The sequence below is a fragment of the Sporolactobacillus mangiferae genome (assembly GCF_023336505.1).
GTDB lineage: Bacteria > Bacillota > Bacilli > Bacillales > Sporolactobacillaceae > Sporolactobacillus > Sporolactobacillus mangiferae.
This window is the reverse complement of the sequence record NZ_JAMAST010000003.1, coordinates 275,167-288,831: the sequence shown is the minus strand read 5'-3', so window position 1 is coordinate 288,831 and position 13,665 is coordinate 275,167. Positions and strand designations below refer to the sequence as shown.

Here is a 13,665-nt window from a genome sequence, read left to right as displayed (position 1 = left end):
CGTCTGCTTCCGAAGTTTTTTGCGGCTTTCTGTGTGATGGGGTAAAATGAAGTATAGATTTTTCCAAAAAACTCCGAACACGTTTCGCTTACAGGAGGACATAATGAACGAACGATTTAAACGAATTCATATCATCGTGCTGGATTCGGTGGGCATCGGTGAAGCAACCGATGCCGCGAAATATGGTGATGAAGGCTGCGATACCTTAGGTCATACGGGCGAGGCAATGAATGGGCTTCTGATCCCTCATTTAGCAAAACTCGGCCTGTCTAATATCCGTCCGGAAAATCCGATTCAGGGTGTTCCGGTTCAGCAGAAGCCATTCGCTTATTATACGAAAATGCATGAAATTTCCGCAGGCAAAGACAGTATGGACGGACACTGGGAGATGATGGGGCTGCCGGTAACGACACCGCTTCATACGTTCCCCAATGGATTTCCCGATGAACTGATTGGGAAAATAGAGGCGTTCAGCGGCCGCAGAATCATATGGAACAAGCCGGCAAGCGGGACGGAAATTATCAAGAAATTTGGCGAGCGCCAGATGAAAACGGGTGAACTGATCGTGTACACATCCGGAGATTCGGTGCTGCAGATTGCCGCTCATGAAGCGGTGATCCCGCTTGAAGAATTATATAAAATTTGTGACTATGCACGCAAACTGACGATTAACGAACCCTATCATCTCGGCCGTGTCATTGCCCGCCCGTACATCGGCGACAGCGCGCCGACCTTTGAACGGACGGCCAATCGCCGCGATCTGACGCTCGTACCTCCGAAATCAACGGTACTTGATTTTCTGCAGCATGCCGGTCTGGATACGCTGGCTGTCGGGAAGATCAATGATATTTTCAGCGGGCAGGGCATCTCTGAGGGCTGGCACACGATCAGCAATGAGGATGGGATGAATCATTTTATTCGTCTGCTTGATCGCGATTTTCACGGGCTCAGTTTTACCAATCTCGTTGACTTTGATGCGAAGTATGGGCATCGCCGGCAGCCCGTACTTTTCGGCAGGGCACTCGAATCGTTCGACCGTCAGCTCGGTGAGGCACTTCCAAAATTGAATGCGAATGATTTACTGATGATCACAGCGGACCATGGCAATGATCCGGGCTTTCGTGGCACAGATCATACGCGAGAATTTGTGCCCCTGCTTGTTTATTCACCGTCTTTTACCATCGGCAGAGCGCTTCCGGTTCGCCAGACCTTTGCGGACATCGGCGCAACGGTGGCCGCCAATTTTAATACAGAAAAACCTGAAGTTGGTGAGAGTTTTTTAAACGCTTTAAACTGAGGTGATGCGTGATGCGAATGGTTGATATCATTACCAAAAAAAGAGATGGGATAGCCTTAACGGATGAAGAAATCCGTTTTTTTATCGAAGGCTATACACATGGAACCATTCCGGATTATCAGGCAAGCGCCCTTGCGATGGCCATTTACTTCAGGGATATGAACGATTCGGAGATTGCTGCGCTGACGCGTGCGATGGTGGACTCGGGCGATACCGTGGATCTGTCTCCGATTGCCGGGCTTAAGGTTGATAAACATTCGACGGGTGGTGTGGGTGACACAACGACGCTGGTACTCGCACCACTTGTTGCCTCGGTCAATGTACCGGTGGCCAAGATGAGTGGACGCGGTCTCGGATTTACCGGGGGAACACTTGATAAGCTTGAGTCCATTTCCGGATTCTCCGTAGAGATGGATGGTCTTCAGTTTATCGATCACGTGAATCGTGATCAAATTGCCGTGATCGGGCAGAGTGGCGATCTGGTTCCTGCGGACAAGAAACTATATGCCTTACGGGACGTCAGCGGATCAATTGAATCCATTCCGTTGATTGCAAGTTCAGTAATGAGCAAAAAGATTGCGGCGGGTGCCGATGCCATTGTCCTTGAAGTCACCTGCGGATCTGGAGCATTTATGAAAAGTGAAAGAGACGCCATACGTCTGGCGGAGACAATGGTTCGAATCGGGATCCGTGTCGGGCGGAAAACAGCAGCGGTCATTACCGACATGTCACAGCCACTCGGCTTTGCGATCGGCAACGCACTTGAAGTCAAAGAAGCGATTGACACGCTGCGTGGCCATGGACCTGAGGATCTGAAGGAACTTGTACTGGAGCTTGGCAGCCGCATGGTTGTTTTCGCAGAACGTGCAAAGACGCGTCAGGAAGCGAGACTGCTGTTGGAGCAGGCGCTGGATCAGGGCAGGGCTTTTGACAAATTCAGGCAGTTCATTGAAAATCAGGGCGGTGACCCGAGTGTTGCTGATCATCCTGAGAGACTGCCACAGGCCAAATACCAAATCGAGCTTCCGGCGCGATCAAGCGGTGTCATTGCGGAAATGAAAGCAGATCAGATTGGACTGGCAGCGATGCTTCTCGGGGCCGGACGGGCGACTAAAGAAGAGCAGATCAATCATGCAACGGGTATCGTGCTGCACAAAAAGGTCGGGGATTCTGTGGCCAAGGATGAGCCATTGCTGACCATACATTCAGACTCGAAAGATGTCGCACATGTTGTCAGACTATTGAACACAGCCATCAGATTGGCTGATCAGGCAAGCAGACCGGCACTTATCCATAAAATCATTGAATGATTCGAAATTAAAGGAGCCAACAAAATGAAAGACCTCGCAAAATATATTGATCACACTGCGCTCAAACCGAACGCTGATCAGGCAGATATTCTTAAATTAACAGGAGAGGCAAAAAAATTCGGCTTTGCTTCTGTTTGTGTCAATCCATACTGGGTGCCTTTGGCCGTAAAGCAGCTGAGTGGCTCGAATGTCAAGGTGTGCACGGTCATCGGTTTTCCTCTTGGTGCCGAAACAAGCGAAACCAAGGCTTTTGAGACGAAAGACGCGATTGAAAAAGGTGCTGATGAAGTGGATATGGTGATCAACATTGGTGCTCTGAAAAGCGGCGATGAAAGGACTGTTGAGGCGGATATTCGCGCAGTTGTGCGGGCGGCACAAAAGCGTGCGCTAGTCAAAGTCATCATTGAAGCCTGCCTGCTTACTAATGAAGAAAAAGTGCGTGCCTGTCAGCTTGCCGTTCGGGCGGGTGCTGATTATGTGAAGACCTCAACCGGGTTCTCAACAGGAGGCGCGACAAGCGAGGACGTCGCTCTGATGCGCCAGACGGTTGGTGACGCAATCGGGGTTAAAGCGGCCGGCGGTATTCACTCAAAAAAAGAAGCGGAAGCGATGATTGCCGCCGGTGCCTCGCGAATCGGTGCCAGCTCAGGAATCAGGATTATTGCGGAAATCAATGAATGAAGTGCCTGTTTTTTCATTTGATGACGATTTCACCCTTCTCAGAAGTCAGACATTTTGAGAGATCGTACTTTGTGGCATTATATACTTGAAAAAACTGTCGATTTTGTGCTATACTAGTTCTCGTGCCAAATAAGCGGATCATTTGTTCTTGTACTATAAGAAAGTTTAAAATTTAGCGGATTATAGTATAAGTGCAACTACGGTCTTTGCCTTCGCCAGAGGTTTGGCAAAGCCAGGTGCTCTAACAGGCATGATGAATATAGGGCGTTGGGCAAGTGGTTAAGCCAATGGATTCTCATTCCATGATCGCGGGTTCAATTCCCGTACGCCCTCTGAATGAAACAGGGGTGTCTCAGCGGTCTTTTTGACTGCGAGGCATCCTTGTTTTGCTGTGTGCTTCGAAAATAAGTGCTTATATGCGGTAAGCGTGCAAACGTTCCGATAGTCCGTTCAGCACATCTTTTTTATAAGAAAGTTTAAAATTCAGCGGATTATCGTATAAGTGCGACGGTATCTTTGCCTTCGCCAGAGACCTGGCTAAGCCAAGTTTTCTAAAATACACATTTGTAAGCGGTTACATATTGAGTTACAATAAAGAAGAGAAATGTGAACAAATTGTGACGAACATTTATGTCCGAAAAGGAGTGTGTGAAGATGAGTAAAAAGCGGATCGTTATTTTAGGAGCAGGTTACGGAGGACTTCGCACGTTGAAAAAGCTTCAAAAAATAAGGCCGGACGCTGAGTTAATGCTCATTGATAAAAATGATTATCATTGTGAGACGACCGCGCTGCATGAGGTTGCGGCAGGTACCTCAAATGCCGACGAAATATGCTATTCGCTTGATCTGGTCGTTGACCGCAGCCAGACGTCATTTATTCAGGATGTAGTGGTATGCGTCGAGCCGGAGAAGCGGCGTGTTCTGCTCAAAAACCATGCCCCGGTTTCCTACGATTATCTGTTGATCAGTCTTGGTTTTGAACCGGAACTGTTCGGCATTCAGGGCATGGAACATTATGGCCTGTTTATTTCTGATATTCCTTCTGTTACAAAAATCAGAGCGCACATCGAAGAACAATTCGAAAAATGGACCGAGGATCATCGATTGGAACACTTGGTTATTGTTGTTGGTGGTGCAGGATTTACAAGCTTTGAATTTCTCGGTGAACTGACGAATCGAATGCCCGCACTTATTGAACGCTATCACATCGATAAGAATCTGGTACGGATCATCTGTATTGAGCCGACGCCCAATGCGCTGCCGATGTTTCACCGCCGTCTGGCGGAGTATGGGGCAGGCAGATTAAGCAGTCGCGGTGTCGCATTTGTCATCGGAAGAGTCGCGAGTGTTGACGAAGGGCGGATTGATTACCGAACGGATGACCAGATCCAATCCATACAGGCTGGTACATTTGTCTGGACAGGAGGCGTCAGCGGCAGCTCAGTTGTTGCAGCTTCCGGGTTCAATCAGCGGCGCGGACGCGTAACGGTTAACCGCGATCTTTCTGTACAAGGGCACTCGGAAATATTAATCATTGGTGACTGCTCGGCAGTGATCAATCCGCAAAGCGGGCGTCCGTATCCGACCACGGCGCAGATTGCGTTGCAGCAGGCGGACTGCGCAGCCTATAATCTGAACGCAATGCTGCATGGCAACCCGACGAAACCATTTGTCTATAATTATAAAGGGACGGTCTGCTCATTGGGGAAAAACGATGCGGTTGGAGAGGTGATGGGGCGGAAGCTGAAGGGCCGTCCGGCATCAATCATGAAAAAAGTGATTGAGAATCGTGCGCTGGCCAAAATCGGCGGCGTGGAAACGATGATTAAAAAAGGAAGGTTCAGTCTTATAAAATGAGTATATGAAAGGGCAGGTATATTAAAAATATTGATTTACAAAAAAGTAAAAGAGGGTGCCTCATCGTCAGATTCCGACTTTTGAGACGCCCTCTTGAATCATTAACCCCCGCTTTTTAACACAATTATTTTCTCTGTTTAATTTGCTGTTACTGTATCCGGAATTTTTGCAAGTGCCTGTTCCAGATCATAAATAATATCGTCAACGGTTTCAACGCCGATGGAAACCCGGATCAGCTCCGGTGTAACGCCGGTGACTGCCTGTTCTTCAGGTGTCAGTTCAGCATGCGTTGTACTTGCCGGATGGATGATCAGTGACTTTGCATCTGCAACGTTCGCCAGCAGCGAGAAGAGCTTGACATTATTAATTAATGCTTTTCCGGCTTCTCTTCCGCCTTTGACGCCGAATGTAAAGATGGATCCGGCACCTTTCGGGAAGTATTTCTTAGCAAGCGCTCTGTATTTGTTTCCTTCCAATTCAGGATAATTAACCCATGTGATTTTCGGGTGGTTGTTCAGGTATTCCGCAACTTTTCGCGCATTCTGCACATGACGCTCGACGCGTAGAGAAAGAGACTCAAGTCCCTGCAGGAACAGAAAGGCATTCTGCGGACTGATGGTTGCTCCGGTATTGCGCAGCAGCTGTACGCGTGCTTTAGCGGCAAACGCAGCAGGCGCGAGGTCGGCATAGATCAGGCCGCCGTAACTTTTGTCAGGGGTTGTAAAGTCGGGGAACTTTCCGCTTGCTGCCCAGTCAAATTTGCCGCCGTCAACGATAATGCCGCCGATTGCTGTGCCGTGGCCGCCAATGAATTTTGTTGCCGAGTGTACGACAACATCCGCACCGTATTCGATTGGACGAACAAGATAAGGAGTTCCGAAGGTGTTGTCGACAATGAGCGGAATTTTGTATTCATGAGCAATGTTCGCGACGGCCTCGATGTCGAGAATATTAATTTTCGGATTGCCGATCGTTTCTGCGTAGATGGCTTTGGTATTGTGTTGAATCGCATTGCGGAAATTTTCAGGATCATCTGGGTCAACAAAGGTGACATCAATGCCGAGCTTTTTCAAAGTGACTGAGAACAGTTCATAGGTTCCGCCATACAAAGTGGAGGCGGAAACGATATGATCACCGCTGCTTGCAACATTCAATATTGCGTAGGTGATGGCTGCGAGCCCTGAGGAGGTTGCCAGTGCTGCTGATCCACCTTCAAGCTGAGCTACGCGCTGCTCAAAAACATCTTCGGTCGGATTCATGATTCGCGCATACACATTGCCCGGCTTCTTTAATTGAAAGAAATCAGCCGCTTCATCTGCGTCCTTAAAAACAAATGAGGTTGTCTGATAGATTGGAACCGCGCGCGCCCCCGTTGCCGGATCGGGCACCTGACCTGCATGTACTTGCAACGTTTCAAACCCATACTTTCTTTCCTCTGCCATGTTCATCTCTCCTTGTTTTCTTAAATTTCCTTCTATTAAATAAAATCTTAGAAAGGGGGTTCGCGCAGATTAAAAAGGCTGCCTCTCGCAGATGATGGGAGAAGCAGCCTTTATCGCCGATGCTTTTCTTATCTGCCAGAACTTAATCTGCTGGAATTAACACCATACACATCGCTGTGCTGGTTGTCGGGCTTCGTCGGGCCAGTCCCTCCGCCACTCTTGATAAGATTTATTTAATTGAATTAAGTTTATCTGCGATCCTTCTATTTGTCAAGTATAAATACGAGTAATTTTATGAGATTAATAATAAATTATACTTTTATATCTGCAACCGGCGTGATTCAACCACTGGCTATGCATTCTGATGTTCTGTCATACGCATTTTGGAAGCGGATAAGCCGCAGGCGGTGCACTTATACTGTAATCCGCTGAATTTTAAATTTTCTTATGCTTACAGAAAAAATCCCAAGTGATCTTGGATCACCCGGGATGTAATGGAATCGCATGAACGATTTTGTGCCTGCGTTTCTGATCTGATTAATACAGGCCCTCAGTTGCTTCTTTTGTACTGATATAAATATTCTTGGTCTGTGTATAGGCATCAAGAATGCTCTTATATGTTTCACGACCGATACCGGATTTTTTGTAACCGCCGAACGGTGCGCCCGCAGGAAGCTGATTATACGTATTGACCCACATACGGCCGGTGCGCACGCCGCGTGCTACACGCAGTGCTTTGTTAATGTCGCGAGTCCAGACAGCACCACCAAGACCATATTCGGACTGGTTGGCGAGTTTAATGACCTCGTTGGCATCTTTGAATTTAATCACCGTTGCTACCGGCCCGAAGATTTCCTCCTGAGCAATGCGCATATCGTTATTCGCATCAGCCAGAATGGTCGGTGCCATGAACACACCTTTATCCAGATTGTTGTCGGTCAGCTGTCGGCCGCCTGTGACAAGTGTTGCTCCTTCGTCCTTGCCGATTTTAACGTACTCAAGAATTTTTTCCAACTGGCGTTTGTTAACCTGAGCGCCCATTTGTACGCCGTCTTCCCAAGGCAGACCGACCTGCACTTTTTCAAAGGCATCTTTCAGAGCGGCAACGAATTTGTCATAGATGCCTTCCTGGACAAAGATACGCGATCCCGCGCAGCATACCTGACCCTGGTTAAACAGGATGCCGAGCTGAGCACCCTCAAGAGCACGTTCCCATGGCGCGTCGTCGAAGAAAATGTTGGCCGACTTGCCGCCAAGTTCGAGTGTCGCCGGAATCAGGCGTTTTGCAGCAGCTTCCGCCACTTCATAGCCAATCTGTGTCGAGCCGGTAAATGCCAGTTTAGCAAATCCGGGATGATGAAGCATATAATCTCCTGAATCGGAACCGCGGCCGGTGACCACATTAACGACTCCGGCAGGAAGTACCTGATCAAGTAGCTTAGCCAGCTCCAGCAGGCTGAGTGATGTGGATGAGGACGGATGGATCACGACTGTGTTGCCTGCGGCAATTGCCGGTGCAATTTTCCAGGCAGCCATCAGCAACGGGAAATTCCAGGGAATGATCTGGCCGACGACGCCGATCGGTTCTTTCAGATTAATTGTCAGTGTGTTTTCATCGAGTGCGTTGGCTGTTCCTTCTTCCGAACGGATGACACCGGCAAAGTAGCGGAAATGATCTGCACTTGCAGGAACGTCAATTCCTGTGGTTTCACGCAGCGGTTTGCCGTTGTCGAGCGTTTCAACAAGGGCCAGATGATCGGTATTTTCGTCAATCAAATCAGCAATTTTAAGCAGGAGTGCGCTTCGCTCCTGAACGCCGATATCCTTCCAGGTTTCGAATGCTTCTGTTGCAGCCTTTACTGCTGCATCTACATCAGCGTGACTTGCGTCGGTAAACTCAGTCAGTTTTTCTCCGGTACTTGGATTATAGCTTGCTATTTTTCGGCCTTCAGAGCTTTCGACCCATTTACCGCCGATATATAACTTGTAGTCAGAATCTACCGCGTGTTCCAGGATTGTGTCTTGAATACTCATTGCACATCTTCCCTTCAATTTTTATGTTGGTGTTATAAAGATCACAGTATTATTGTAATGCATACCTTAGAAAAACAAAAAGAAAACGCTCTCTTTTTTGAAAAGATAATCTCAATTTTTTTGTCGATGTAACATTTGACGAGTGACAAATTCAATTTTTCGGCATTCGCTTATTTTTTACGCGTAATTCCAACTCGTATGCACCAACTGGTTTTTGCATCGAAATCGTGTTTGACTTATTCTAGAATTAAATATTTGTGCCTGTCTTGGAATCCTCACGAAAAGGATGGATGTGGATGAGTCAGATTGATTTAAACTGCGACCTGGGAGAAAGCTTTGGCCAATATCGCATGGGCAACGATGAACAAGTGCTCGCGCTGATCACATCAGCCAATATCGCCTGCGGTTTTCATGCTGGTGACTATTCTGAAATGCGGCGAACAGTGATCCGGGCAAAGCGCAGCGGTGTAATGATCGGTGCACATCCCGGGCTTCCTGATTTAATCGGATTTGGAAGACGTGCTATGAGCATGGCACCATCCGAGGTGTATGATCTGACCGTTTATCAGATCGGCGCTCTTCAGGCGGTTGCGGCAGCGCAGCATGTTCGTTTAAATCATGTGAAACCGCATGGTGCGCTGTACCATATGGCTTCATTGCATGAAAAATACGCTGAAGCTGTGGCACATGCGGTGCGTGATGTCAATCCTGACTTGCTTCTGTTCGGAATGGACGGCACGTTTCTCACGCGGGAGGGTGAGCGGGCAGGCCTGCATGTCGTTTATGAAGCCTACGCGGACCGAACCTATAGTCCGGACGGATCGCTGACGCCAAGAACAGAGTCGGATGCACTCATTACGGACACACGTCAGGCCCTGAAGCAAGTGATCCAGATGATCAAAGAAGGGTCAGTAACAACTACGAATGGAAGCAAAGCAAAGGTACGTGCGGAGACATTGTGTATTCACGGAGACAATTCAGCAGCTGTGGCATTCGCTGCGGCCATTCGGGATGAACTGCAGAATCGCGGCGTCACGATCTGCGCATGGACGTGAGGATGGTTGAACTCCAGTTTCTTAACTGCTGTATTTCCGATTCATTTTTCGCTGATTTCCGTATGAACACGTATGATCACGCCAGAGGGTGGTGGCATCGAAAGACGTGGAAAATCTGTGCCCTTTTAATTAGCTCTGTTTAAATTTATGCTGCTTTTCTGATTCACGGCAAACGGGCGCCAGGTAATAAACGGGCGGGTTTCAATAAAACTTAAAAATTAAGGGTGGGGCTGAGCAATGCGTATTGAACCGTTTGGTGATCAGGCTGTTCGAGTCCGTTTCGGAGACCAGATTGCCCCGCACATACAATTGAGTATTCAGAGATTGACGCTGCAGGTTGACCGCGACCCGTTTCCCGGATTTATTGAATATGTTCCGGCATATACCAATGTCGTTTTTTATTATAATCCGGTTGAAGTGATTAAGCGTGGAAAAAAAGAACGAACCGCGCAGCAGCAGGTTATGGATATTTTAAGCCAGCTGGCTGAGCAGGCCTGCGGTAATGAGCGGCAAATTCAGCGACGCGTGATTCATATACCGGTTTGTTATGGAGGCAGACTGGGGCCTGACCTAAATGCAGTCGCGGCATTTCATCAGATGAGCACCGATCAGGTTATTAAGTGGCACGCTCAGTCTGAATATCTGGTCTACATGCTTGGCTTTGCACCTGGTTTTCCTTTTCTTGGCGGCATGTCAGAAGCGCTTGCGACACCGCGACGGGCGACACCGCGGCTGAAAGTTGCCGCAGGTTCAGTCGGTATTGCCGGCAGACAGACCGGCGTTTATCCGCTTGAGTCTCCTGGCGGATGGCAGATCATTGGCAGAACGCCCGTTTCGCTTTTCACTCCGAAGGCAGATTCGCCCACTTTGCTGCATGCGGGAGATGTCGTTATCTTTGATCCGATTCCTGAACAGGAGTATGCACAGATGAAAGGAATATCCTCATGACACTGAAGATTATTCAGAAAGGGTTTGCCTCCGCAGTACAGGATATCGGACGGACAGGCTATCAACGCTACGGCATTATTGTCGGCGGAGTGATGGATCCACCAGCGGCAAAGATAGCCAACTGGCTTGTGGATAATCATGAATCGGCGGCGGTGATTGAGTACTCATTCGCTGGACCAAGCATTTTTTTTACCGAAGATACACTGTTCGCCGTGACTGGTGCTGAGTGTATACCCATGCTTAATGGGCGGGAAATTGGCATGGGCAGACCCTGTCTTGCGCGAGGTGGGCACATTTTAACGATTGGCAGAATGCTCTCAGGAAGCAGAGGGTACCTGGCGGTAGCAGGTGGTGTGGCTACACCAGTATGGTACGGCAGTCGTTCGACCGATTTGCGTGCCGGATGCGGCGGGTACGAAGGACGGTTGCTTGCGGAGCATGACTGCCTGCCGACCGGCATCCCTTCTCCATATGCGCAGGGAATAATGAGCGTTCTGGCTCAGGTTGAATCGCCAATTAGTTGGTATGCCGCACTGCGCCGTTCTTATCGCGGTATGCATTGGATACGTGTCATGCCCGATACACTGTGGCCGCATTTTTCCGAGGAAAGCAGGAAAGCATTTCTCAGCACGAACTATCAAATCACGGCATCATCCGATCGAATGGGCTATCGATTAAGCGGTGAGCACCTGTTGCTGGAAGAGGCGGGCGAACTTTATTCGGAAGCCGTAACCAATGGATCCATTCAGGTGCCAGGTAATGGCCAGCCGATTATTTTAATGACTGATCACCAGTCGATTGGCGGATATCCGCGCATTGCCCAGGTTGCCTCTGCGGACCTTTCCCTGCTGGCCCAATTATCACCGGGCGCGAAGCTGCGGTTTCGGATGATTACGACTCAGGAAGGAGAAGCGGCTGCCATCCAGCAGTATCACACACTGAAACGACTTCACCAGGAAATTAAATGCCGCTTCAGGCTGCTTGCGCAAAAAAATAATTGATGTAAGGGAAAGTGACATGCGAAACATCCGTGCTTTTCGTTGGTGCGGTTTAGCATTATAATAGGTCTGTTACTTTATGATAGGAGGACTTAATCTTGGCAAAAGAAATTTCAGCTTCCATGATTGAATCGTTTTCAGACAGTGTGCGCAGCATTGCTGAAAATAAAATTATTCAAGATGCAATAATGAAAAATGGTATTCATGCGGCCACACTGAACAGCGATGCAGTTGTATCGATGAATCCGGTTTTTTCTGAAGAGATCGAAACCGGAAAAGTGGCAGATCAGAAGCAAAGTGGACGGTGCTGGATGTTTGCGGCACTGAATACATTCCGCCATAAGCTCAGTGAAACATATAATCTTAAAGACTTTGAACTCTCGCAAAACTATACGCTTTTTTGGGATAAATTTGAAAAGGCGAACTATTTTCTGGAAAATATAATTGAGACTGCATCTGAACCTCTGGAAGGGAGGCTGGTTTCCTGGTTGCTGGAGACACCGCAGCAGGACGGCGGACAATGGGATATGCTTGTTGCCATTCTGGAAAAATATGGTGTGGTTCCAAAGCAGGCGATGCCGGAAACCTATCAAAGCAGTCGGACGATCGAGCTGAACCGTGTGCTGAACGCCAAACTGCGCGAGGATGCCGGTGTACTGCGCAAGCTGTATGCGGACAAAAAAACACGTGAAGCGCTTGAAAACGCGAAAACGGTTATGCTTGGCGACATTTATCGTATTCTTGCATTTGCACTCGGGGAACCGCCGAAAACGTTCGACTTTGAATACCGTGATGAAGATAAGCATTTTCATAGAGATCTTGGCATCACCCCGCAAGCGTTTTTCAAAAAATACATTGATCTTGATCTGAACGATTATGTTGCAGTCATTAACGCACCGACCAAAGATAAGCCATACAATAAAACGTATACGGTTCAATTTCTTGGCACGGTCGTTGGCGGACACCCGATTAAATATCTGAATGTGGATATGGAGACGTTAAAGGCGCTCGCCATCAGCCAGATCAAGGATAATGAATCCGTATGGTTCGGCTGCGATGTTGTCCAATATTCGGATAATAAGCACGGAATTATGGATACGGCACTCTACGACTATGAAGCCGCATTCGGAACTGAATTCAAGATGAACAAAGCGGAACGCCTTGACTATAAGCACAGCTGCCTGACACATGCCATGGTGCTGACCGGCGTAAATCTTGTTGACGGCAAACCAAACCGCTGGAAGGTTGAAAACAGCTGGGGCGAAAAGTGGGGAACGAAAGGGTATTTTGTTATGAGTGATCCTTGGATGGATGAGTACACATATCAAGTGGTGATTAACAAAAAATATTTATCCGATGATCTGAAGGCAGCTTTCGAGCAGGATCCGATTGAATTGAAGCCTTGGGATCCGATGGGCGCGCTTGCGGTCATGCAATAAGAAAATCTGTCAATCTGGCAGACTCTGCAAAAGCGTCCGTCATGGCAGCAATTATAAAGAATGAGCACGTGCACTGCGGTTACCCTCAGAAAATACGAAGGGTTTTGCGGATCATCAACTTTATATTGAAAAATAAGCAGCTATTGGTTACAGGTGCCGGCCGATCTCAGTGATCGCTCCGGCATCTTTTTTGTATTATTAAGAAAGAATAAGATTTAAAGTATAAGCTAGATACGAAAGGGCGAGACAGACACCCGCGGCAAGCGAGCAACTGAAGCGTCGATTCAGTACTGTAAAGACACGAACCCAGTTCGATTACAGCGTAAAAGGAACTTCCACTAATGTAAGGGAATTTTCAATAATTATAAAGGAACTTTCGATGGTTGAAAAGGAACTTCCACTACAGGCGTGCACGTCTTGTGCACAACACGGAAGCCATCACATCCTGCGGAAGTAAGGACCGGGCGTTTTTTGCCCGGTTTTTCTAAGTTTCTAAATGTGCTTCATTTTAATGTTTATAGATGTGGATGATTTTACGAAGCGAAGGCATGAAACTTTTTTCGACCGATGATGTAAATGAATATAAATGAAGGGACAAATAATG

At 48.0% G+C, this 13,665-nt stretch carries 10 protein-coding genes, 1 tRNA gene and 1 riboswitch; of the genes, 9 read left to right on the top strand and 2 right to left on the bottom strand.

The genetic code is table 11. The features are described from left to right. Positions 1-103 precede the first annotated feature (103 nt). The 5 genes from M3N64_RS05545 to M3N64_RS05525 all read left to right on the top strand — a co-directional run bounded on the left by M3N64_RS05545 (position 104) and on the right by M3N64_RS05525 (position 5,145). On the top strand, positions 104-1,297 hold the full coding sequence (locus tag M3N64_RS05545; protein ID WP_249099290.1) for a phosphopentomutase: 1,194 nt from the start codon (positions 104-106) through the stop codon (positions 1,295-1,297). An 11-nt stretch (positions 1,298-1,308) separates the two neighbouring features. Continuing rightward, positions 1,309-2,607: a pyrimidine-nucleoside phosphorylase gene (locus tag M3N64_RS05540; RefSeq protein ID WP_249099286.1), complete on the top strand. Its 1,299-nt coding sequence runs from the start codon at positions 1,309-1,311 to the stop codon at positions 2,605-2,607. A gap of 24 nt (positions 2,608-2,631) precedes the next feature. Continuing rightward, positions 2,632-3,288 carry a deoxyribose-phosphate aldolase gene (gene deoC / locus M3N64_RS05535; RefSeq protein ID WP_249099283.1) on the top strand — a complete coding sequence of 219 codons (657 nt, stop codon included), beginning with the start codon at positions 2,632-2,634 and terminating at the stop codon, positions 3,286-3,288. A 261-nt stretch (positions 3,289-3,549) separates the two neighbouring features. Then, positions 3,550-3,621 (top strand) — tRNA-Glu (locus M3N64_RS05530). A gap of 321 nt (positions 3,622-3,942) precedes the next feature. After that, the gene (locus tag M3N64_RS05525; protein ID WP_249099281.1) at positions 3,943-5,145 is read left to right on the top strand and encodes an NAD(P)/FAD-dependent oxidoreductase; all 1,203 of its coding nucleotides are present in this window, start codon (positions 3,943-3,945) and stop codon (positions 5,143-5,145) included. 137 nt (positions 5,146-5,282) lie between these two features. Here M3N64_RS05525 and M3N64_RS05520 read toward each other — a convergent pair whose 3' ends face one another. Next, positions 5,283-6,587 carry an O-acetylhomoserine aminocarboxypropyltransferase/cysteine synthase family protein gene (locus M3N64_RS05520; protein ID WP_249099279.1) on the bottom strand — a complete coding sequence of 435 codons (1,305 nt, stop codon included), beginning with the start codon at positions 6,585-6,587 and terminating at the stop codon, positions 5,283-5,285. Between the two features lie 125 nt (positions 6,588-6,712). Further along, a riboswitch (SAM riboswitch) is annotated at positions 6,713-6,816 on the bottom strand. Positions 6,817-7,124: 308 nt separating this feature from the next. Next, positions 7,125-8,621, bottom strand: coding sequence for an aldehyde dehydrogenase family protein (locus M3N64_RS05515; protein ID WP_249099276.1), 1,497 nt, complete (start codon positions 8,619-8,621; stop codon positions 7,125-7,127). A 296-nt stretch (positions 8,622-8,917) separates the two neighbouring features. Between M3N64_RS05515 and M3N64_RS05510 the strand changes: the two genes are divergently transcribed. From M3N64_RS05510 to M3N64_RS05495, 4 genes are all read left to right on the top strand, one after another. Further along, the gene (locus M3N64_RS05510) at positions 8,918-9,676 is read left to right on the top strand and encodes a LamB/YcsF family protein (RefSeq protein ID WP_249099273.1); all 759 of its coding nucleotides are present in this window, start codon (positions 8,918-8,920) and stop codon (positions 9,674-9,676) included. A 237-nt stretch (positions 9,677-9,913) separates the two neighbouring features. Beyond that, the gene (pxpB, locus tag M3N64_RS05505) at positions 9,914-10,624 is read left to right on the top strand and encodes a 5-oxoprolinase subunit PxpB (protein ID WP_249099270.1); all 711 of its coding nucleotides are present in this window, start codon (positions 9,914-9,916) and stop codon (positions 10,622-10,624) included. Continuing rightward, positions 10,621-11,625, top strand: a complete 1,005-nt coding sequence (locus tag M3N64_RS05500; protein WP_249099267.1) for a 5-oxoprolinase subunit C family protein — start codon at positions 10,621-10,623, stop codon at positions 11,623-11,625. Before pxpB ends, M3N64_RS05500 begins: the two co-directional genes overlap by 4 nt. 95 nt (positions 11,626-11,720) lie before the next feature. Next, entirely contained in the window at positions 11,721-13,061 is a 1,341-nt protein-coding gene (locus tag M3N64_RS05495) for a C1 family peptidase (protein WP_283163308.1), read from the top strand. Positions 13,062-13,665: the final 604 nt, after the last annotated feature.